Origin of the sequence: Haladaptatus sp. DYSN1 (assembly GCF_029489995.1) — an archaeon.
In the GTDB taxonomy this organism is placed as follows: domain Archaea; phylum Halobacteriota; class Halobacteria; order Halobacteriales; family Halococcaceae; genus QDMS2.
Genome location: NZ_CP120472.1, coordinates 546,354 through 568,693 on the forward strand (window position 1 = coordinate 546,354; position 22,340 = coordinate 568,693).

General features: G+C 61.3%; 17 protein-coding genes and 2 pseudogenes. 8 read left to right on the forward strand and 11 right to left on the reverse strand.

The window, feature by feature from the left end; translation table 11 throughout:
• Position 1: 1 nt before the first annotated feature.
• From P0648_RS20150 to P0648_RS20165, 4 genes are read right to left on the reverse strand one after another with little or no spacing between them, the layout of a single operon-like run.
• Positions 2 to 1,039 carry an ABC transporter ATP-binding protein gene (locus P0648_RS20150; protein ID WP_276248983.1) on the reverse strand — a complete coding sequence of 346 codons (1,038 nt, stop codon included), beginning with the start codon at positions 1,037 to 1,039 and terminating at the stop codon, positions 2 to 4.
• Complete coding sequence (locus P0648_RS20155) at positions 1,036 to 2,013, reverse strand: ABC transporter permease (protein ID WP_276248984.1); 978 nt, start codon at positions 2,011 to 2,013, stop codon at positions 1,036 to 1,038. The genes P0648_RS20150 and P0648_RS20155 overlap by 4 nt, the downstream gene beginning before the upstream one ends.
• A gap of 1 nt (position 2,014) precedes the next feature.
• Positions 2,015 to 2,992, reverse strand: a complete 978-nt coding sequence (locus tag P0648_RS20160; protein ID WP_276248985.1) for an ABC transporter permease — start codon at positions 2,990 to 2,992, stop codon at positions 2,015 to 2,017.
• A 56-nt stretch (positions 2,993 to 3,048) separates the two neighbouring features.
• On the reverse strand, positions 3,049 to 4,728 hold the full coding sequence (locus P0648_RS20165) for an ABC transporter substrate-binding protein (RefSeq protein ID WP_276275183.1): 1,680 nt from the start codon (positions 4,726 to 4,728) through the stop codon (positions 3,049 to 3,051).
• Positions 4,729 to 4,867: 139 nt separating this feature from the next.
• On the opposite strand from P0648_RS20165, the gene P0648_RS20170 reads away from it, so the two are divergent.
• The 4 genes from P0648_RS20170 to P0648_RS20185 all read left to right on the forward strand — a co-directional run bounded on the left by P0648_RS20170 (position 4,868) and on the right by P0648_RS20185 (position 9,519).
• Positions 4,868 to 6,247 (forward strand): M28 family metallopeptidase, encoded by a 1,380-nt coding sequence (locus P0648_RS20170; RefSeq protein ID WP_276248987.1) that lies wholly within the window; start codon positions 4,868 to 4,870, stop codon positions 6,245 to 6,247.
• 133 nt (positions 6,248 to 6,380) lie between these two features.
• A complete protein-coding gene (locus P0648_RS20175) occupies positions 6,381 to 7,202 on the forward strand; it encodes a winged helix-turn-helix domain-containing protein (protein ID WP_276275181.1) in 822 nt (273 codons plus the stop codon).
• A gap of 96 nt (positions 7,203 to 7,298) precedes the next feature.
• A complete protein-coding gene (locus tag P0648_RS20180; protein WP_276248989.1) occupies positions 7,299 to 8,723 on the forward strand; it encodes an FAD-binding oxidoreductase in 1,425 nt (474 codons plus the stop codon).
• Between the two features lie 46 nt (positions 8,724 to 8,769).
• Positions 8,770 to 9,519, forward strand: a complete 750-nt coding sequence (locus P0648_RS20185; protein ID WP_276275180.1) for an SDR family NAD(P)-dependent oxidoreductase — start codon at positions 8,770 to 8,772, stop codon at positions 9,517 to 9,519.
• 13 nt (positions 9,520 to 9,532) lie between these two features.
• On the opposite strand, the gene P0648_RS20190 is transcribed toward P0648_RS20185, so the two are convergent.
• Positions 9,533 to 11,164 (reverse strand): VWA domain-containing protein, encoded by a 1,632-nt coding sequence (locus P0648_RS20190; protein ID WP_277506191.1) that lies wholly within the window; start codon positions 11,162 to 11,164, stop codon positions 9,533 to 9,535.
• Between the two features lie 159 nt (positions 11,165 to 11,323).
• Here P0648_RS20190 and P0648_RS20195 point away from each other — a divergent pair, with 159 nt between their 5' ends.
• The 3 genes from P0648_RS20195 (at position 11,324) to P0648_RS20205 (ending at position 15,011) form a co-directional block, all read left to right on the forward strand.
• The gene (locus tag P0648_RS20195) at positions 11,324 to 11,899 is read left to right on the forward strand and encodes a pyridoxamine 5'-phosphate oxidase family protein (protein WP_277506193.1); all 576 of its coding nucleotides are present in this window, start codon (positions 11,324 to 11,326) and stop codon (positions 11,897 to 11,899) included.
• A gap of 164 nt (positions 11,900 to 12,063) precedes the next feature.
• A complete protein-coding gene (locus tag P0648_RS20200; RefSeq protein WP_276248997.1) occupies positions 12,064 to 13,458 on the forward strand; it encodes an APC family permease in 1,395 nt (464 codons plus the stop codon).
• A 125-nt stretch (positions 13,459 to 13,583) separates the two neighbouring features.
• Positions 13,584 to 15,011, forward strand: coding sequence for a sodium:solute symporter (locus P0648_RS20205; protein WP_276248998.1), 1,428 nt, complete (start codon positions 13,584 to 13,586; stop codon positions 15,009 to 15,011).
• A 32-nt stretch (positions 15,012 to 15,043) separates the two neighbouring features.
• Here the strand turns inward: P0648_RS20205 and P0648_RS20210 are convergent, their stop codons facing one another.
• A complete protein-coding gene (locus P0648_RS20210; protein ID WP_276248999.1) occupies positions 15,044 to 16,036 on the reverse strand; it encodes an NrpR regulatory domain-containing protein in 993 nt (330 codons plus the stop codon).
• A gap of 249 nt (positions 16,037 to 16,285) precedes the next feature.
• Here P0648_RS20210 and speB point away from each other — a divergent pair.
• Positions 16,286 to 17,298: pseudogene (gene speB / locus P0648_RS20215) on the forward strand (agmatinase).
• 3 nt (positions 17,299 to 17,301) lie between these two features.
• Here the strand turns inward: speB and nadC are convergent.
• The 5 genes and pseudogenes from nadC to P0648_RS20240 form a co-directional block, all read right to left on the reverse strand.
• On the reverse strand, positions 17,302 to 18,120 hold the full coding sequence (gene nadC, locus P0648_RS20220) for a carboxylating nicotinate-nucleotide diphosphorylase (RefSeq protein ID WP_277506195.1): 819 nt from the start codon (positions 18,118 to 18,120) through the stop codon (positions 17,302 to 17,304).
• Positions 18,117 to 19,616: an L-aspartate oxidase gene (locus tag P0648_RS20225; RefSeq protein ID WP_277506196.1), complete on the reverse strand. Its 1,500-nt coding sequence runs from the start codon at positions 19,614 to 19,616 to the stop codon at positions 18,117 to 18,119. Before P0648_RS20225 ends, nadC begins: the two co-directional genes overlap by 4 nt.
• Positions 19,616 to 20,749 carry a quinolinate synthase NadA gene (gene nadA, locus P0648_RS20230; protein ID WP_276249003.1) on the reverse strand — a complete coding sequence of 378 codons (1,134 nt, stop codon included), beginning with the start codon at positions 20,747 to 20,749 and terminating at the stop codon, positions 19,616 to 19,618. Before nadA ends, P0648_RS20225 begins: the two co-directional genes overlap by 1 nt.
• 191 nt (positions 20,750 to 20,940) lie before the next feature.
• Entirely contained in the window at positions 20,941 to 21,555 is a 615-nt protein-coding gene (locus P0648_RS20235; RefSeq protein ID WP_276275173.1) for a class I SAM-dependent methyltransferase, read from the reverse strand.
• Between the two features lie 270 nt (positions 21,556 to 21,825).
• Positions 21,826 to 22,257: pseudogene (locus P0648_RS20240) on the reverse strand (helix-turn-helix domain-containing protein); the annotation flags it as partial.
• Positions 22,258 to 22,340 lie beyond the last annotated feature (83 nt).

Sequence of the window (22,340 nt, forward strand, 5' to 3'; positions counted from 1 at the left end):
TTCAGTCACCCCCGGTTTTCTGGGCCGCGGCGGTCTGATTCCACGTCGCCGCGTCGTCGGCGACCGGTCTGAGTTCCTGGTCGATGTCTTCTGCGTAGTGGCAGTACGACCGCAGGCCGTTCATGTAGTGGGCCTCCGGTTCCTCGTGGCGACACTTCTCGGTCGCCATGGGACACCGCTCTGCGAACCGACAGCCCTCGGGCGGGCCGACGAGTTCGGGTGGATAGCCCTTGATGGAAAGCAGGTCTTGGTCGGTCTTGCGGATGTTCGGGAATGCCCGTTTCAGGCCGATGGTGTACGGGTGATACGGCTGGTTGAATATCTCCTCGACCGGCCCTTCTTCTGCGACTTTGCCCGCGTACATCACGAGGACGCGATCGCAGGTTTCTGCGACCACGCTCACGTCGTGGGTGATGACCAGCATCGAGGAGTTGACCTCGTCTTGAATCCCGCTGATGCGTTTTAGAATCTGGTCCTGCATGATGACGTCGAGCGCCGTCGTCGGTTCGTCTGCGAGGATGAGCGACGGTTCGAGCGCAAGCGCCATCGCAATCATGGCTCGCTGGCGCATCCCCCCGGAGAACTGGTGGGGGTAGTCGTCGGCGCGGTCGGGGTCGAGCCCGACGAGTTCGAACATCTCGGTGACGATGTTCGTCGATTCGACGCGACCCGTTCCCGGGCGGTGGGTCTCGATGGCTTCGACGATTTGCTCACGGATGGTGTACACCGGGTTCAGCGAGTTCATCGCCGACTGGGCAATCATGGAGATCTCTTCCCACTTGAGGCGGCGTCGTTGAGCGCTGTTCAGCTGGGTCAGGTCGTCGCCCTTGAAATTGATGCTCCCATCGTTGACGTAGCCAGCATCGGGGAGAATGCCGATGATGGCCTTCGCGAGCGTCGTCTTGCCACAGCCCGACTCGCCGACGATGCCGAGGTTCTCACCTTCTTCTAAGCTAAAGGAGACATCGTCTACGGCCTTGGCCGGGCCGTCTTCGGTTTCGTAGTAGACTTCTAGTCCGTCGACTTCGAGTAGACTCATTGTAGTTTGGGATTCGTGATTTCTTCGTAGCCACGGCCAATCAGGAAGCCGCTAATTACGAGCAGTCCGATACAGATTCCGGGCGGGACGAACCACCACCAGGCACCGAACGAGAGTGCCGAGTAGGCCCGCGAAGCCTGGAGCATCGTCCCCCACGACACCGAGTTGGGGTCGCCGAGGCCGATGAACGAGACGCCCGCTTCCGTGAGAATCGCCCACGCGATGGCGAACGACCCGTAGAGGAACGACATCGGGAGCACGTTCGGCGCGAGATGCCTGCTGATGATGTGCCAGTCGCTCGCGCCGGCCACCTTCGCCGCCTTGACGAACGGGCGTTCGCGCAGTGAGAGTGCCTGCGACCGGATGACGCGGGCGGTGGCCCGCCACTGGAGGATAATCACCGCGAGGATGATGTTCCAGAGGCTCGGCCCGAGCAGCGCGACGAGGATGATGACCGTCGGCAACAGGGGCATCCCGTAGAGGAAGTCCACGAGGCGCATCAGCGCGTCGTCTACGGTCCCGCCGTAGTAGCCGGCGACGAGGCCGACGAGCGTCCCGATGCCCGCGGTGAACACGGCGGCGATGACGCCGACGAGCAGCGCAGAGCGCGTTCCGTAGATGAGTTGGCTGAAGATGTCGAAGCCTTCTGCCGTCGTCCCGAGGATGTAACCGCCCTCACCGCCTAAAAACGAGGGTTCTGCCCATTTCTGGATGAGAATCTCGTCCGAACTCTGGTACTGACGTTCGAGTGGGGGGTTCGGCGCGATGACTGGCGCGAAGACGGCCACGAGGATGAAAAACGCCACCATCAGCATGGCGAGGCGCACCGAGAGGTCCTTGGTCAGCAGCGACCAGTGTTCTCGCAGAGTCTCCTTCCAGAGGCGTGCGGTCCGTTCCCACTTGTTGATTTCGTCCGCATCGCTTCCCGTGCCCAGGTCGTCGAAGATCGACCGGGTCGAATTGTCCTGGGACATGTTAGTCGTAGGTCACCCGTGGGTCGAGGTAGCCGTAGGCGAGGTCGGCGACGAAGTTCAGGATGATGATGGTCGCGGCGAGCACCATGAACGTCCCCTGTGCGACGGGGAAGTCGCGGCGAAGCACCGCTCGTACCATCTCCCGACCGATACCAGGCCACGCGAACACTGTCTCGATGAGCACGCTGCCGCCGACGGCGTAGCCGAGGGCGATGGCCGCTGCCGTGACGATTGGCAGGAGCGCGTTGCGGGCGGCGTGTTTGAACATAATCGTCCGTTCTCTCAGCCCTTTCGCGCGACAGACGTCGATGAAGTCCTCAGAGAGCACTTCGAGCATCGACGACCGCATGATGAGCAGCGGGTAGCCCATGAAGTAGTAGGCGAGGACGAGCGCCGGTGCGGCGAGGTGGGTGAGGAAATCGACGGAGGTTATCATGTCGAAGAACCCGTCGTAGGTGGTTCCTGCAGTGGTCATCCCCTCCATCGGAATCAGGTTCAGGTAGGTGCCAAAGATCCAGAGGACGATGAGGCCCACCCAGAAACTCGGCACGCTGCGGGCGAGCAGCGCGGTGATGACCGTACTGCGCTCGAACACCGACCCACGATACCAGCCGGCGAGCACGCCGAGGATGATACCGAAGGTGTAGGCGATGACGAACGCCGTCAACATCAACACGAGCGTGTTCGGCAGGTACGTCATGATGACGTCCTGAACGGGGGCGTTCGAGTGAAACGACTGGCCGAAATCCAGCGTCGCGACGTTCTCCAAGAACTTCACGTACTGGACGTGCATTGGCTCGTCGAGGCCGTAGCTTTCGATGACTTTCTGGCGGGCCTCGGGGGTCATCTGCGGGGAGATGACGAACGAGGTTGGATTCCCCGGCATCAACCTGAACAGGAAGAACAGCACGGTCCCTACTGCCCAGAACGTAACCAGGAGCTGCAACGACCGCCTGAGTATGAAACTGGCTTTTCCCATAATTGTATTGTCTCTTTTCGAATGATGTGGTGAAAATGCGATTCAGGCAGGCCCGTTCAGGCGTCCGGCCCGACGAGCATATCCTTGTCGTTCCAGCTGTACCCCTCCGATTCGAGGCGACTGCGTGCCTTCTCTGTCGCTTCCTCGTACTGTGGCACGTCGTCGGTGTGGAGTTCGCCGAATGCCGTCGAGACGACGTTCGAGCCCTTGTCCGGGAAGCCGAACAGAATCTGGTCGACGATGGCCGTCCGCGGGATGGCGTTGACCAGCGCCCGGCGCAGGACGGGGTCGTCGAGACCAGTCTGGCGCTCGTTCGGCGTGAAGTGCCAGTAGGAGGTGGCCGGTTCGAACTTCGTGCCGATGGCTTCGTGGTCCTGATTCTCGTTCAGCGAACGGTCGATACGGCCGAACGGTTCGTAGTTGAGTTCGCCGCTCTTGAGGAGTTCCCACACCGTCGAGGCTTCGGGGATAATCCGCCAGAAGCGCTTCTCGAAGGCGACGGGCGCGAAGTGCGATTCGAACTTCTTCAGGCCGAACTCGCTGCCCTTGTTCCAGTAATCGAACTGAAGGGGCCCACTGCCGACCGGTTGCTCGACGTTCGCCTGGCTCGGCTCGTTTCGACTCTCCCACTTGTGCTGTGGGATGATGGGAATCTGCGTGCCGACGAGGGTGTTGAACGGACCGAGTGGCTTCGCCATGTTGATGCGAACCGTCGAGTCGTCCACGACTTCCGCGCCCTCAATGTACTCGGCCTGCACGGAGTAAACCGGAATCTCCTTCTCAGCGAGGTAGTTGTAGGTGAACGCGACGTCCTCTGCGGTGAGGTCCTCGCCGTCGTGCCACGAGTGGTCGGTCCGAATCGTGTACTCGATGGTGGTCTCGTCGACCCGGTTGGATTCGGTCGCGAGACTCACGTCGTGGTTGATGTTCCCCGTGTTGTCGAGGCGGACGAGCGTGTCGTACATGACCTCGAACTGGTAGGTGTGTTTGTTCTCGTCGTTGTGTCCGAGAACGTTCATCGTCGAGAGGGTCTCCGGCCAGTAGCCCTTGAGGGTGGTTTCTCCACCCTTCATCTCGAGGTTGACCATCGTCCAGTAGGAGTTAAAGCCCTGGGAGAGCTCCGGCTGCCAGTTGCCTGTCTGCTGTTTGTTGTAGACGGCTGCGGCCGGCATGTGCGTAATCGGCATCTGCGGAACGTCATCCATCAGCGTTTTCTGGACCTCGTGGATCGTTTCAACGCGCGAGTTCTTGTCGGGGTCGGCCATGTAACTGTCGAGCAGTTCGTCGAGGTCGGGATTCTCGTAGCCGGCGTAGTTGCCGTCTCCCGAACCCGTCTTCGAGGAGTGCATCGTGTTGCTGAGTTCGAGCACCGGGTCGACCGTGAAGAACGTGTGCCACGTCGAGAAGCTGTAATTGTACTCCACGGACACGCGGTTGTAGAGCGTCCCCCATTCGAGCACGTCGACCTTCACATCAAGACCGAGGTCGTTGAACTGGCGCGCGATGAGGTTGATGGCGTCGTGGCGTGGTGGGTTGTAGCTCTGGGAATTGTTGACGTACGTGTACGTTTGGAGTCCAGCACCGGGTCCGGCGTTGTTGTTCCCATCGCCGTCACCTTCGCCGTCGCCGTCACCGCCGCCGGTACAGCCGGCGAGCGTGGTCAGCCCAGCCACACCACCTGCGGTGGCCGCTTTTAAAAAGCTCCTCCGATTCAGAGGCCCGTTATCAGATGACATACGATATGATATCAATTATGCCCTCTATATACCTCTTTGCATCAGAAGGACGTGGAAAATAATGTCCATCTAACATAAAAATTTAGACGTTTTTTCAGGACCGCAAGACTATTGTCACCGTATCTCACAGAGCACATGAATGACGCGAATACCAGACGCCGTCGTTGGCGCGACGTATCGCAGCACCGTCGGCTGGGACCTGCTCTCCGCTCTCGAAGACCTGAACAATCGAATGCCGGGCCAAGAAGGCGAACGAATCGCCGCAGACCTCGTTTACGACGCGTTCGAGGACGTCGAACTCGATGACGTCTCCTTCGATGAGTTCCCAATTCCGGGGTGGTGGCGCGGCGAAGCCTCGCTCGCGGTGGAACACGGCGACCGAACCTCCACTTTCCGCCGGTCTCACGAAATCGTCGAACTTCCGGGCACCCCTGAGGGAGCGGCCTCTGGCGAACTCGTGGACATGGGCTACGGGCTTCCCGAAGACTTCGAAGACGTCGACCTCGACGGCTGTATCGTGATGGCGTCAAGCGTCACTCCCGAGGATTACGGCCGCTGGGTCCACCGCTCGGAGAAGTACCACTACGCCGCAGAAAACGGTGCGTCCGGGTTCGTCTTCTACAACCACATCGAGGGGGCACTGCCACCGACGGGTGACGTGGGCGTCACGAACGGGCCCGGCCCCATCCCAGCCATCGGGGCGAGCAAGGAAGTTGGCGCACGACTCAAGCGCTACTGCGAAGACGGCACGGTCGAGGTCAACCTCACCGTCGAGTGTGAAAACGGGAGTTCCACCTCCCGAAACATCGAGGCCGTGGTCGGTCCCGACACCGAGGAAGAAGTGCTGTTCACCGCGCACGTGGACGGCCACGACGTGGGAACCGCGGCGAACGACAACGGATTCGGAACGGCGATGGTCGTCGAAGTCGGGCGCATCCTCGCACAGGTGGCAGACGACTTAGAAACGCGCGTCCGCCTCGTCGTCTTCGGCGCAGAGGAGACGGGCCTCTACGGGTCGTACTACTGGAGTCACACCCACGACCTGGAGAACGTAAAGTGCATCGTGAACGTGGACGGCGCGGGCTACTCGCGAAACCTCGAAATCCACACTCACGGCTTCGACGAAATCGGTGAGGCGTACGAAGCCGTCTCAGATGAGTACGAGATGCCCATCAAAATCGAAACGGGTCTCCGTCCGCACTCGGACCACTGGCCGTTCGTCCAGCGCGGCGTCGCCGGGGCGCAAGGGCGTTCGACGGGCAAGGACAATAGCCGAGGGTGGGGTCATACTCACGGGGACACGCTCGACAAACTTGACGTCCGCGACCTGCGCGACCTCTCGATTCTCTGCGCCGCGGGCGTCGCCCGCCTCGCCCAGTCCGACGTCGAAGTCCCCAACGTCGACGCCGGAGCGATAAAAGATGCAGCAGAATCCCAACGGTTCGACGCTGGAATGAAAGCCACGCAAACCTGGCCGTGGGGCGAGGAGCGCGACTGGCCCTGGAAAGACCAGCTATAAACGGCGCGGTAACACCATTTTTCCGTTGTAACCCCTCGTTTTCGCTTTCCTATCCGCCATTGAGACAGCCGCACGAATCGATTCACGCCAGAACGCTACGAACGGCTATCTACTGCGCTCTCGAATCTAGCGTATGGACTCGGCTGTCGAAGAAATCGAGTTTCTCGCCCGGTCGGCCCACCGGGTCGGCGTCCTCGAAGCGCTGACGACGGAACCACACGACCGAGGCGACCTGCGACAGGTGACCGGCGCTTCTTCGCCGACGATGGGTCGCATCATCGCCGATTTCGAGGAGCGCAACTGGATTCACCGGGCCGGTCGGACCTACGAACTAACCTCGCTCGGTGCGTTCGTCGCAGAGCAATTTCTCACGCTCCGCGACGCAATGGAGACGGAACACAAACTCCGCGACGTCTGGCAGTGGTTACCTCGCGAGATGCCGGGATTTTCAGTGGAGCTGTTCGCCGACGCCGTCGTCTCACGGCCCGGACCAGGCTACCCGTACGAACCCGTCGCTCGCCTCACTCATCTCATCGAGAATACAGAGCGAATGTGGGGATTCGACACCATCGTCCAGAAGTCCATCAACAACGAAGCGGTGTGCGACGCCGTTCTCGGCGGGATGGAACTGGAATACGTCTTCTCGCCAACCTCCCTCGAAGGTACCTACGCCTGGAACCCGGACCGGGTGCGTGCAGTCGCGACGAGTGAGAACTGCGCCGTTTTCGTCCACGATAACCTTCCCGACGGTGACCGCTGTGGTCTCGGAATCGTCGACGACCGGGTGGGCATCTGCTGTCACGATCTCGACACCGGGGCGCTCGTGGCCATCATCGACACCGACGCGCCAGCGGCCCGCAAGTGGGCGATTTCCGTCTACGAACAGGTTCGCAACGAGGCGAAACCGGTCTCACCTGCGCAGTTCGAAGGCCCGCTCGAGGAAGCACCGTTCTAACCGCGAAACCGACCAGGTACGGTTCAGTTTCACGGCGTGAAAGGTTTCACGAGGCAGATAGATGTTCGAATCTATCGTATCTAGTCGTGAACGAGCATGACACAGTTGGACGTTACAACACGAGACGGACCGACGACGACACTTTCCGCGGACCGCGTCGAAACGTTCCGTGCGGCGCTCCGAGGCCCACTGCTTGAGCCCGGCGACGAGGGATTTGATGAGGCGACCCGTATCTGGAACGGAATGGTCGAAAAAACACCGGCCCTGGTCGTCCAGCCGACGGGCACGGCGGACGTCGTCGAGGCGGTGAACTTCGCCCGCGAAAACGACCTCCTGCTCTCGGTGAAAGGCGGGGGTCACAACATCGGCGGTACGGCGCTCACCGATGGAGGACTGACCATAGATATGTCGAACCTCACCGGCGTCATCGTCGACCCGGACGCGCGAACCGTGACGGCCCAGGCCGGGTGTGAACTCGGTGACGTAGACAGGGAGACGCAGCTCCACGGCCTCGCCACGCCGCTCGGGTTCATCTCAGATACCGGCATCGCTGGATTGACCCTCGGAGGTGGGTTTGGCTACCTTACTCGCCGCTTTGGATGGGCGGTCGACAACCTGCTGTCGGTCGAAATCGTCACCGCGGACGGGCAGGTCCGCCGTGCCAGCCGCGAGGAAAATCCAGACCTCTTCTGGGCGCTCCGCGGGGCCGGACACAACTTCGGCGTCGTCACTTCCTTCACCTACAGACTCCACGACGTTGGCCCCCTAGTGTACGGCGGGCTCATCGCGTGGCCTGCAGTGCACGCCGACGCGGTGCTCGCAGCCTACCGGGAACTCACCGAAACCGCACCTCGTGAATTGACGGCCTTCCAGATTCTGATGCGAGCGCCGCCAGCGCCGTTCGTCCCCGAGGAAGCCCATGGGAAGCGCATCTGCGCGATGACAGTCTGCTACAGTGGCAACCTCGACGACGCAGAGGAGGCGCTCGCTCCGCTTCGCGCACTTCCCGACCCGGTCGTCGATTTACTTCAACCGATGCCGTACACGGTATTGCAATCCTCGCTCGACGAGACGGAACCGACTGGGTGGCACTACTACTGGAAGACCGGATTCGCCACCGACCTGACGCCCGAGTTACACGCGACGATGGACGAACTGGCCGCGGAGTGTCCGATTCCGGGCGGACAGCTCGTCGCCGCCCACCTGGGTGGGGCAATCAACGAACGGCCCGCAGACGACGGGGCCATCGGGAACCGCGATGTGCAGTTCGTCTTCGGGGCATCTGGGATGTGGGAGCCGGGCGAGCCGAACGAGGAAGCGTACAAACAGTGGGTTCGCGACGCCTGGGCGCGGTTACAGCCCTTTTCGACCGACACCTCGTACGTCAATTTCCAGACGGCAGAAGATGGTCCAGAGCGCCTACAGGCCACGTACGGCGAGAACTACGACCGCCTCGTGGAGGTCAAGCGGTCATACGACCCGGACAACGTGTTCCGCGTGAACCGCAACATCGCGCCATAACCGCCGCGGGCACTCGTTTTAACCGTCCGGACTCCGTCGATAGCCCATGCGTCTTGCTAACAAAACAGCATTCATCACGGGCGCGGCGTCGGGACTCGGCCGAGCGGCCGCCGAGCGATTCGCCGCCGAAGGAGCGACGGTCATCGCCGCCGACGTGGACGAGTCAGGTGTCGAAGAACTCGTACATGAACTCGACGGAGAGGCGGTGGCTCACGAACTCGACGTGCGTGATTCGACTGCATTCGAGGACGCAATCGACGCGACGGCAGCCGAATTCGGCCTCGACATTCTGCTCAACAACGCGGGCATCATGCACCACGCGACGCCGATGGAGGACCTTGCCCACGGTGAACTCGACCGGCTCATCGACGTGAACGTCAAAGGTGTCTGGAACGGCTGTGCGGCGGCACTCCCACACTTCAAACGACAGGGTTCAGGGGCTATCGTCAACACCGCGTCGCTCGCGGGTGTCATCGGGTCGCCGAAGTACGCGGGCTACTCGCTGACAAAGGGAGCGGTGGTGAACGTTACTCGCGCTATCGCCGCAGAGGTCGGACCCGACGGCGTGCGCGTGAACGCGGTTTGTCCGGGCGTCACCGAGACGCCCATGCCGAAAGCCGACCACGCAGACGATGAGTGGGACGAAATCGCCTCACGGATGGCCGACGCCTATCCCCTCCGGCGACTCGGGCAACCAGAAGACGTGGCCAATGCCATGCTGTTTCTCGCGAGCGACGAGGCCAGTTGGATAACCGGTGAGGCGCTCGTCGTCGACGGCGGCTTCTCTTGCGCCTGAGACGGCACCGTTCTTAACCCGTCGCGTTCGCCGTCGGTGACTTCGTGGCAGTCCCAGCAGAGGCGTTCGTCTGGAGCGTCGCCAATATCGCTGCGTCCTGTTGCATATCCGAATCAGAGAGTGCGGTCATCTCCTTTTGGAAGTATTGCTCGAACGCTGCGATTCGCTGGTCGTACGGCGGGGATACGGCGAGGGGGACGGACTGTTGCTCCCACTCTCCGAGTTCCTCTCGGTATTCGATACCGTCCGCGGGCGGGTCGGCTTCGCCATTGGCTGCCTGCACTCGCTCGTAGGCCGCCCAGTTACGCATCAGGTTGGCGTATCGTGAGAGGACGACCGCCTTGCGTACCCCCGAGTTGTCGTAATACGGGGCCTCGTGGTTGCCAAATTCGACGGCTCGGGTCGATTCGTGTCGCTCTCCGGTTCGCGTCTCGAAACTGGCCTTGAGTCGAATGCTGTCTCCTGCTCCAGTCTCTCTGAGCTTCACGAGGATGATGCCGCCCTCCGTTCGGTTTGCCTCGCGTCGCGAGGGGAACAGCGTCTGGACGGACATGACCTCGCCGGTGGCTTCTTCGGCTGTTGGCGACCCGTACACCTGTGCGATTTCGTAGGCGTCCGAGTCGAGCGAGACGGAGAGGTTGAACACGAGCGGCGTCACCATGTAGTCGAATCCCTCGTCCATCCGGTCGCGGAACTGGTCGGGCGAATTGACGGTGTAGTAGTTGGCTCCCGGAACCTCGTTAATCGTCTCGACGAATCGCGTGTTGAAGTCCACACCCACACCGACGAACGTGGAGTAGATGTTGTGGTTCGCGTTGTCCTGTAATCGCCCCGAAAGCCGTTCGCCCGAGGTGTCGCCGAGGTTCGGCATCGCGTCGGTGACGAAGATGATGCGCGTTTCGTATTCGCTCTGGTTCGCGTCGCGGTGGGGTTCGAGCATCGAGGTGGCCGTTTGGAGACCGTCGTCGAAGTTCGTGCCACCGCCTGCGTTCAGGCCCCGGATGCGGTCCCTGAGGTGGTCCATGTCCGTCTCGTCCACCCGGTCAAGCGGGTGAATCACCTGGGCAGAATCGTCGTACGTGACCAGTCCGAAGCGGTCGTCCGCTTCGAGATGCTCCGTGAGCGCGACGACCGATTCACGGGCGACCGCCATTTTCGCCTGCTCGTCTTCGACAGTCTGCTTCTCACCGCCGTCGTAGTAATACTTCGAGAACGGTGACTCCATCGACCCCGACGTGTCGAGGACCACGACGAGATTCAGTTTCTTGCGCTCGAAGTCAGCCTTCGAGAGTCCCGAATTCAATCCGACGGTGAGGTAGCGCTCGGTTTGCTTCGAGAACGGGTCTTCGCTCATCGCTCGCGAGTAGGAGGGACAGAACAGTTCTCCGCACGCTTCGGCCTGCCCCGTGTCGAAGTAGTAATCGTGGAACAACCCCTCCACGGTCATGTCCGTGGGTTGTGGGACGTAGCCTTCGTTCACGTTGTTTCGGAAGGCGGTGGCGTCGTTCGCCCCGCCCGCAGCGAGTCCGATGCTACCCGCATTGCCACCGGCATTCGCGCCGTTCCCGCCATCGAATCCTGCACCACTGCACCCGGCCGCCACGAGCAACAATGCGACGGTCAGGGGGAGGACAATCCTTCGCATACATCAGGGATATTATGTGTCAATATAATAGTCTAGTGTAAGGTCAAATACCGACTTTAGCCTTCAAACCCGGAACGCTGGCAACACGTGACGGACGCGACTGTCTCCTGTAACTGAATTAGCACACAACGCTATATGTCTCCCCTCTTCTGTGTGATTATGAACGAAAACCCCCCCGAGAACGTCGCCGACTCGATTCGGTATCAGGGCAAAGCGGTCGAAGACGAATCGTGGATTCGAGAGTTTCTCACGGGCCAGGAGACGGGTGTCCTCGGACTCGTAGACGACGACACCCCCCACCTCGTCACCCAGCTCTTCGTCTACGACGACGAAGCCCATGCAATCTTTCTCCACGGTGCACGGGCCGGTCGGGCACACGACCTCGTGGCCGAGGGCGACCGACCTCGGGCATCGTTTACGACGAGTGAGCACGGGCGATACATCCCCGCAGACGAACCGGTGAACTTTACGGTCGAATATTCCAGCGTGGTCGCCTACGGCTGTATCTCGCTTCTTTCGGCGGCCGACGAAAAACAGGCAGTTCTCGAGAAGGTCATGGCGAAGTACGCACCACAGCTTACCCCCGGTGAAGATTATCAACCAATGTCCGACGAATCTATCGACCGGACGGCCGTCTACCGCCTCAACGTCGAATCGTGGAGCGGCAAACAGGGGTGGAAGGACCCAGACCACCCGGGAGCCTACGACCTCGACCAAACGCAAACAGAGCCGTGAATCGACGACCGCTCATTGAGTCGTTTGGAATACAAAAAACTACGGTGCTGATTGGTTTTCAGCCAACCATCACTCTTGGTCACTTAATTTCATCCAATCGGACAGTTATGAGATAGTAAAATATAAAGGTGAGAAATCAGTTTCTGTGTTCGTTACATAGTACCATGTCAGGAGAACTCTCTCGTGTCCTCTCCAGACGCGACATCTTCGTGCTCGCGTTCGGCGCGATGATCGGCTGGGGCTGGATCGTGCAGACGGGCTACTTCATCGACCAGAGCGGTGTCTCCGGAGCAATCGCCGCGTTCGTCCTCGGCGGGTTCATGGTGAGCGTCGTCTCGCTCATCTACGGGGAACTCGCCTCGGCGATGCCGTTCGTCGGCGGTGAACACAGTTACAGCCTCCGGGCGCTCGGGCCAATCGGGTCGTTCGCGTGTACCTGGGCGATAATCTTCGGCTACGTCAGCGTCGTCGCCTTCGAGGCCGTCGCGCTGCCGAGTGCGCTTGCCTACATCGTTCCCGGATTCAACGTCTTCGAGCTCTGGACGGTCGCCGGCCAACCGGTCTACGCCTCGTGGGTTGCCACGGGCGTCATCGGCTCCATCGTCATCACGTTCTTGAACTACCGCGGAGTGCGGCCAGCCGCACAGTTCCAGGCAATTCTCGCACTTGTAATCACGCTCGCCGGAGCCACCCTGCTCGCCGGCGCATTGTTCAACGGAAGTTCCCCATCCGGTGACCCGTTCGCTGGGGCGGGCATCGCAGGCGTGTTCACCGTCGCCATCATGACGCCGTTCATGTTCGTCGGTTTCGACGTCATCCCACAGGCCGCCGGTGAGGCGGACGTGTCACCGAAACTGCTCGGCGGCCTCATCGGCGCATCAGTCATCTGCGCAGCGTCGTTCTACATCGCCGTCATCTGGGCGGCCGGGCAGGTCACCACGGGGGCCGTGCTCGTAGAGAGTGCACTCCCCGCCGCGAAGGCGATGGAAATCGCGTTCAATAGTCAGACCATCGGGCGCATCATGGCGCTGGCTGGCCTCGCAGGCATCCTCACCAGTTGGAACGGGTTCGTCCTCGGTGCGAGCCGCGCGATTTACGCGCTCGCCGACTCGAAGATGCTCCCCGATTCGCTCGCGACGCTCCACCCCCAGCACAACACCCCTTCGACCGCAATCGTCCTCGTGGGTGGCCTCGCCGCACTCGCGCCGTTTTTCGGCGAGCAGATGCTCATCTGGATCGTGAACGCAGGCGGACTCGGACTGGTCACGGCGTGGTTCCTCGTCGTCATCTCCTTCCTCGTTCTGCGCTACCGTGAACCCGAGATGGACCGTCCCTTCGAGCTACCGGGCGGCTACGCCGTTGGCGCACTCGCCCTCGTATTGACCGTGTTCTTCATCGGCCTCTACCTCCCCGGGTCGCCATCCGCGCTCGTGGGATACGAATGGGCCATCATCCTCGCGTGGTGTGTCCTCGGCGCAGGCTTGCTCGCGATGGCCGGTGGACTGCCGTCGAAAAGCGAAGCGCGTCGGCACCTCCGCCAGCAGGAACTCAACGACTAACCGAGAAGCGATTTTTCCCACCACGGTTCGAGGGGCCAGCCGGTCGGTTTTGGAACCCTCGGTGGGATGCGTAATTTTTCATGGTATATACAAGTTTATATAGGAGGTTGTGGCAATACATGACCATGTCAATCGTCGCCATAGACGCCGGGGTCGTTGTGCTCTACCTGCTCGGGATGGTCGCACTCGGATACTGGGGCTATCGGAAATCGAATACGTTGGACGATTACCTCGTCGCGGGTCGAAACATCCCAATTTGGATGTACGTACCCGTGATGTCGGCGGTCATTCTCGGCGGCGCGTCCACCATCGGCGGCGGCGGGTTGGGCTACCAACACGGCATCTCTGGTGCGTGGCTGGTCGTCATGCTCGGCTTTGGCACCATCGCCCTCGGGCTTTTGATTTCGACCAACCTTGCGAATCTCAGAGCCTACTCGCTCGGCGAGGTTCTCGAACGCCGCTACGACCGGTATTCCGGAACGATTGGCGCGGTCATCGCGGGGGTGTATTCACTCACAATCGCCATCACGCAAACCATCGCCGTCGGAAAGGTGTTCAGCGTCCTCTTCGGATTCGACCAGCAGACGATGATTATCGCCGCTGGCATCATCATCATCCTCTACACCGCCATGGGCGGCATGCTGACTGTGACGATAACCGACTTCGTCCAGTGGTGTATCATGACGGTCGGTATCTTCCTGCTCGCGATTCCGATGGGGCTTTCCTCGGTCGGCGGCGTCGGCGAACTGACTGCAGCACTCGACGCCTCGTACTTCGACCCGACTGCAATCGGCCTCGATACGATTGTCAGCTACTTCCTGCTCTACGTCCTTGGCATCATGATTGGCCAGGACATCTGGCAGCGGGTGTTCACCGCCGACTCGGCCGAAACCGCACGCAAAGGAACGCTCATCGCCGGCACGTACGCCATCGTGTACGGTGTCGCGACGGCGTTCCTTGGACTGCTCGCGGTCGTGTTGCTCCCGAACCTCGGCGACCCGGAACTCGCCTTACCGCGACTCATTCTCGAGATTACGCCAGCGGGCATCTCTGGACTTATCCTTGCTGGATTCGTCTCCGCGATGATGTCTACCGCAGACTCCACGCTGCTCGCTTCGAGCACGCTCTTCACCAACGACATTTACAAACGCTTCATCAATCCAGACGCCAGTGACGAGACCTACACGCGCGTCTCCCGGCTGTTCATCATCGGGCTCGGCGCGGTCATGGTCTTCGCCGCGATTCAAATCGGAAACGTCGTCCAGGCGCTCATTCTCGCCTACGACCTCCTCACGGGCGCAATCTTCATGCCGATATTCGGCGCGTTCCTCTGGTCGCGGGCGACCTGGCAGGGCGCGCTCTCCTCGATTTGCGTGAGCAGCGTCGTCGTGGTCTCTGCGCTCTGGATGTACGGCTTCGGGTCGAATCTCCCGATTATCTACGGCCTCGTCGCAAGTGCGATCGTCTACGTCGGCGTGAGCCTCGTAACTGGACCGCCAGCAGAAGAAAAGCTCAGTCGCTGGATGTCGAACTTGAATCCGTCGTCTGATTAATCAATCCAAACTCCGATTTTTTCGGGCAGCCATTATCGCTCCGTCAGAGAAACCCCTGCCGTTTGCAGTGGCTCGAACTCTCGTCTGGGGACGAGCCCGTCGAGCGTTTCCCACTGGCTGACCAGCTCCAACTCGTGGAGGAGCGCAATCGCCAGCTCGCCGATGGCCCCGTAGGTGAGCGAGGCGAACTCCCAGCCAGGATTTTCAAAGGGAATCGGCCCCTGCTCACGCGGGCGACGGACGTCGAGCGCCCCGCCGAGCAGCGTCGTGGTGGTAATCGCGAGGTCGCGCGCTTCTTCGAACCGCGTGATGGGAAATTCCCGGTTGTCCACGATGAGAATGCCCGTATCACGCACCAGTGCGCCCAGCACGTCGGTCCGTCCGGCTTCGATGAGGAGGGTCACCACGTCCATCGTCGAGCCCTCGCCGTTGATGACATCGATGTACCGGACGACTTCTCCCGGCGTCGTCGGTTCCCCGGGGGTCGAGCGATATTCGACGAGGCCCGCCGTTTTCAACGTGGTGTTGATGCCACGCGAGAGCAACACGCCGTCGAGCGTGATGCTCGACGGAAACTGAAATCGTACTCCCTCGTCCACCGCGTCGGTGGCCGTCACCACCGGCCCGAGCGACGAATCGGCGAGGTCATCGAGGACCGAGAGTGCTTCGTCCACCGAGTCGTGGGGGACCACAGCCGACCCGGCGACGACTTCACCCGCGTCTTCGACGGGGTCGTAAGTTACCTGACTCGTCAGCGTCACGATTTTCTCTCGAATGTGACCGAATCGGCCCGCGATGTTCCCCCGACCGAGTTCCGCCCGGCCAGCGGCAGTCAGCTTGCGCCCTTTCCCCGGAACCTTCTCGGTGAACGCTTTCTCGTCGAGTTCGGAGAGGATGAGTCGAATCGTGCGGCTCTTTATCGAATAGCCGTGGCGATTCATCAAATCGACCAATCGAATGCTGCCAATCGGTTCGTTCTCGCGGATGAGTCGCATCAAATCGTACGTTCGCCGGTCTATATCCATCACGAGTGACCCTTCACGTTGTACCTACCGTGGCGGCTATTTATATCACTTCGTCAGCAGTCGAAAACGCACCGGAGCACACGGCGATGCGCGTAACAGTTTTACCAACGGGGGAGAGAACAGTACACATGGTGGCAATCAATTGCCACCGTCGTGTGGTAAATTCATGCAGGTACCGTCACAGCCATTGAGTGAGGAATCGGCAGTCCAGTACAGCAACCGTCGGGAAACAGGCGAGCGTGACCAGCGATGAGTGGGGAACCCCGAACTCGCGCTGACCAGTTTCGCGAAACCCACCCCGGGTCGTCGGTCGAACTCGCCTACGCCGGAATCAACACCTTCCTGAAAGCCCCCACCGACCCGTGGACGAACTCGGCGAGGCCGACGTCGGTGTCATCGGTGCCCCCTACGACAGCGCGGTGAGCAACCGACCGGGAACGCGTTACGGCCCGGACGCAATTCGTCGGGCGAGCAACTGGTGGGCGTATCTCTCGGGCTACAAGGGTGGGTTGACCAACATGCAGACCGGCAAGCAAGTGGACTTCAGCGAGTTCTCCGTCGTCGATTGTGGCGACGCACCCATCTTCCCGATGGACGTGGACACGACTGCAGAGAGCATCCGCGCCCACGTCGCGACGATTGCAGACCAGGCGTTTCCCGTCCTCCTCGGCGGTGACCACTACTGTACGTACCCAGCGTTTTGTGGCTTCGCCGAGGGAACCAACGCAGACAGCGTCGGTCTCGTCCAAATCGACGCCCACACTGACACCAACGAGGAGAGTGCCGTCTTCGGCGAGGACTTTCACGGGTCGAGCACCCACCACATCGCGAATTCAGAATACAGCGACTACGAGCACATCAGTCAAATCGCGATTCGGGGTTACGAAGCACCGGAGTTCTTTGAGTTCGTTGAAACGGAGGGCTTGAACCTCTACACGATGCGCGACGTCGAACGAGAGGGCATCACGTCCGTGGTCGAAGAAGCCGTCGCGGCCGCCGCCGAAGACACCGACACGGTGTACGTCACGTTCGACATCGACGGCGTCGACCCGAGCGTCGCACCCGGCACGGGAACGCCCGTCCCCGGCGGGCTCACGACCCAGCAGGCGATTCGCGTGATGGAAATTCTCGGCAGCACGGACGCGGTTGGCGGCATCGACCTGATGGAAGTCGCGCCGAAATACGACCCGACCGAGAACACAGAGCAACTCGCCGCGTACCTCCTGGTCACCTTCCTCGAACGGAAGTTCGCAGAGCTGTAACCCTCAGCCGTTTTCCGCTCCCGTCCGAAACGAGAGGTCGAGACACGGCGCTGAGTGCGTGAGTTGTCCCATGGAGATGATGTCGAGTCCCGTCTGTGCGTATCGTGAGACTTCATCGACGGTGATTCCCCCGCTCGCCTCGACGAGCACGTCGTCGGGGAGCGTGGTGACTACGGGTTCGATTTGCGCGGGTGCCATGTTGTCGAGCAGGACGATGTCGGCTCCCGCCTCCGCCGCAACCCGCGCATCCGCAGGTCGTTCGACCTCGACTTCGAGTTTAGTGGCGAAGGACACTCGCTCGCGGAAGTGCGCAATCGCCTCGCGCAAGCCCAACTCCGCGACGTGATTGTCCTTTACCATCACCATGTGCGAGAGGTCGAGGCGGTGGGTATCGCCCCCGCCAGCGACCACGGCACGCTTCTCTACGCCTCTGAGTCCGGGCGTCGTCTTTCGAGTCGCCGCGATTCGGACGTGGTCGCTCACCTCGCGAGCGGCATCCACCGCATCCCGCGTCAGCGTCGCGATACCGGCGGCATGACCGACGAGATTCACGGCGACCCGTTCGCCTCGGAGCACGTCACGAGTCTGGCCGGAGACCTGCAACACAACGTCACCGGCCTCGATGCGGTCGCCGACCGCAGCCGTGGGTTCGACGCCGACGCCGAGATACTCGAAGACGGCGGTCGCAGCTTCGATACCAGCGACGACGCCAGCTTCTTTGGCGACGAGCCGACCGGTCGTTTCGCCGGGAATCTGGTTGGTTACGTCGTGGTGGCCGAGGTCCTCTGTGAGCCACCGTTCGACCGTGCTCGTCTGAATCATCGGCTGGCAGGCACCTCACATTCCGGCTCCTCCGAGACCACAAAGTGTGTTCCCACAGACTCGCGGTTCTCGCTGGCTGCCCGAGCGATGAGCAGTGCTGTTATCGCCGCGTTCCGCAGTTCGTACAGCGACCGGGAGGTGCGGGTTCGCGTGTAAGCGTCCACTTCACCTTTCAATCGCCGAAGCACCGCCACGGCCCAATCGAGGTCGGCGTGCGTGCGTTCCAACCCGAGCAATTCGTCCATCACCCGGCGCAATCTGTCGAACTTGGCCTGGACGAACGCCGTCGGCAACGCGGGGTCGCGGTCAGGTCGTGACGGAGTCTCGATGACCTGTGGCGACCCCCCTGCGGCGTCCTCACCCGCCCGTAACCCCCACACGAGTCCTTCGAGAAGGCTCGTACTCGCGAGTCGGTTCGCGCCGTGGACGCCCGTTCGACTGCACTCGCCCACCGCGTACAGATTGTCGAGCGTGGTTCTACCGCGGTCGTCCACGGAAATCCCTCCACAGAGAAAGTGTTCGGCCGGGGCGACCGGAATCCCATCTGTCCAGTCCACCGCTCGCTGCCGACACCGAGCGGCGAGATTCGGAAACGTCTCTCCGAAGTCGAGCGGGGAAACGTCGAGCCAGACGTCGCCAGTTCGTTCGCGTTCGCGGTCCACCGCCCGCGCGACGACATCTCTGGGAGCGAGTTCTGCGTCCTCGTGGACAGCGGGCATGAATCGTTCACCGTCGCCGTTTCTGAGCAGTGCGCCCTCACCTCGGAGGGCTTCACTCAAAAGGAACGGATTTGCTCCGCAGTACACTGTGGGGTGAAACTGGACGTACTCCATGTCGGTGACGGCAGCGCCCGCGAGCGCCGCCATGGCGATGCTGTCGCCGGTCGCACCAGCCGGGTTCGTCGTTTGCGAGTAGAGTGCCCCGATGCCTCCCGTGGCGAGAATCGTTGCGCCGGCGAAGGTGGGGGTTACCTCGCCACCGGATTCGAGTAGCGCACCGAAAACACGTCCCTCGTCCCAGCACAGTTCGAGCGCCGCAGTGTCGGTGTCGATATTCACCGCGTCGTGGTCGGTGAGGTGATTCAAGAGGGGGACGTGGAGGTGCTTTCCGGTCGATGCATCGACGTGGAGGATGCGGTCGTCCGAGTGAGCCGCCTCTCGCGTGAAGTCGAATCTGCTGCCGTCGGTGTCGAATTCGATCCCGAGCGTCTCGAGGAACACGTCGCGAACCGCGTCGTTTGCGTTCTCGACGAGGACCGAAATCGCATCGCTGTCGGCTGTGCCGCCCGCTGCTTGCTGGATGTCCGCCGCGAAACCTCCGGGGTCGTCCCGGGCGACGGCGATGCCCCCTTGTGCCCACCAGGTCGATGCGTCCGCAGGCTCGGTGGCTTTCGTCGCGATGGTTACCGAGGCCCCGCGACGGGCAGCACCGAGGGCCGCCGACAGTCCCGCGATGCCCGAGCCGACGACGAGCACGTCGGTCGTGTGTGGTGCCATCAATTGACCTCCAGCATCCGGTCGAGCGCGAGTTTCGCGAGTTCCTTCTCCGCGGCAGCTACCTCGATGACGTTTCGCTCGCGGCCGGCGACGAGTTCCTCGAGCACCCAGCAGAGGTAGTTCGGGTCTATCTGCCGCATGGCGTTACAGTCCATGCACGCGTCTCCACAGAGCGGGAGGACGTTCACTTCAGGGTGCCACCGCTGGAGGTGGTTCGTGAGATGGATTTCAGTGCCGATAGCCCAGGTGTCGCCCGGGGCGGCCCCCTCGATCGTTCGACAGATGTCCGCCGTACTCCCAGCCTTGTCTGCGGCTTCGACGACCGCTCGCCGACACTCCGGGTGAACGATGACGCGTGCGTCGGGATGCGTTTCATGGATCTGTTCGATGTGCTCGACACGAAAGCGGTCGTGTACCTGGCAGTAGCCGTTCCACAGGATGATGTCGTGATCGACAGCCTTGCTCGCATCCTTCGAGGCAGGGTCCCAGGGGTCCCACTCGACGGTATCCGCTGCCATCCCGAGCCGGTGGGCGGTATTCTCGCCGAGGTGCTTGTCCGGGAGGAACAGCACCTTATCGCCGCGTTCGAGCGCCCATTCGAACGCTCGGTGTGCGTTCGACGACGTACAGACGAGACCGCCCTGCTCGGCACAGAACGCCTTCAGGTCCGCGTAGGAATTCATGTACGTAATCGGGACGATATCGGCGTCGGTTGCGGCCGTAATCTGGGCCCACGCAGCATCTACCTGCAAGGCTTCTGCCATCCCCGCCATGGGGCAGGATGCCTCCATACTCGGGAGGAGTACCGTCTGGTCGTCGCCAGTGAGAATGTCTGCGGACTCAGCCATGAATGTGACCCCGCAAAACACGACATAGGGCGCGTCCGCCGCGGCGGCTTGCTTGCTCAACTGGTAGGAATCACCGATGAAGTCTGCGTGCTCGACGATTTCTCGTTGCTGATAGTTGTGGCCGAGGATAACGAGGTCGTCACCGAGTTCGGCTTTGGCCCGCTCGATACGGGCAGTGCGCGCTTCCTCGTCGAGGGTTCGGTAGTCCGGGGGGAGTTGCTCCAAGTTGTCGTACTTGAAGAGGCTCAGGTCGGTTTCGAAGGTCGTCGTTTCCATCTGTGGCATGGTTACTTGCGTTTCAACCCAACACAGCCAGGTATTGATAGAATTTTCTCTTCAAACAAGAATATCAGAGAGATATTGGCGATTAATACTACTGATAGATACGTCGATAGGTGACGAAAACGGCTCTAAGAACAGCATCAGTGAACGGTTCACGTGAATGAACAGACGGGTCGGGACATCCAACCGAACGCTCACCGGCGTCTGACCCCGACGAAGTAGGCGGGATTCTTGCTCCACCGGCGTTCGAGGACCGTCTCGTAGGAGAACACGACCTCCCAATCGTCGATTGCGCTAAATCGCGAGCGCATTTCTTCCGGTGTAATACCGTAGGTTGATTCTGGGTCGTCTCTCGCATCGCCCAGCACGCAGTAGAGTCCACCCGGTTTGACGACGCTGTCGAGACCGGTGATAAACCGGTCGCGCTCTGCATCCCCGAGCTGGTGGAACATCGCCGAATCCACCACCGTTAGGAAGGAGTACCCACTCGCACCCAACCGGGGCAAATCCAGCGCATCCCAGACGAGAAAACGGGCGGCAATTCGACGCCAGCGAGCCTTCTCCCGGGCCTGTTTCACCGCAAGCTCTGAGAGGTCGATGCCCAGCACGTCGTGGCCCTGCCGAGCGAGGTAGAGCGCCAACTCGCCTGTCCCACACCCCACATCGAGCACCGGACCACGCACGAGGCCGGCGTCTTCGAGCAAGACGAACGCCCGCTGTGGGCGTCCGATATCCCAGTTTGGCACCCCTGCATACGCCGAATCGTAGACGTTTGCGAGCGGGTGGCGGGAGGCCCGCGACGTCGCCATTAGCCCCTCCGACTGAACGCGAGATTCATGCGTATCAGTACGCCTGCTAGTGTCGTAGCCCTTCGCTTGCGGCTCGTCCTCGATTTCCTCACCGATTCTGTCCCACAACTGATGGGGGTGCCATGGTGGAGACACCTGCTAATGGCGAACCGTCGGCATCACCGTTCATAAAAAAGCACTCAATTTCTGACAAAGTCGAACGAGGCCGAATCACTCAGGAGCAACCCAGCCACCTGCGCCCTCACTCCCCTTCGAACCACCCGCCTGCGTTCGAGGTCGATACTCCAATCCAGCCTCTTTCATCAAGCGCCGACAACTTGGACGAGAGTACTCCACCTCGAAGGTATCTAGCAGGAACTCACGGACGAGAGCGGGCGTCCAGGACGTCTCCTCGTACCCGACGTCCACGGGCGACTCGTGAAGCGCCGCTTCGAACGCTGCCTGTTCGTCTGCGGAGAGTTTTCGCGGGCGTCCGGGTCGGTGTTCGTCGTAGACGGCCTGTTCGAGGGGCTGGTTTTCGAGACGGGTGAGCCAGCTGTAGATGGTGCGTCGCTCGACGCCATACCACTCGGCGAGTTCGGTCTGTGTGATGCCGTTTTTGTACGCAATCGCGGCGAGGAGGCGTTGAGTTGGTTTCTTCCCCTCGACGGCGTCCAGCGCGTTTTGCAGGTCCTCGACCGAGATGTCCGTGAGGTGCTTCATCTGATTCGAGTTGCTCGTGTGGGTAAATAGTTTTATCGGGCACGGTGAGGAATCGGTGCCAAGATTCGGTCAGCTCTGGGGAA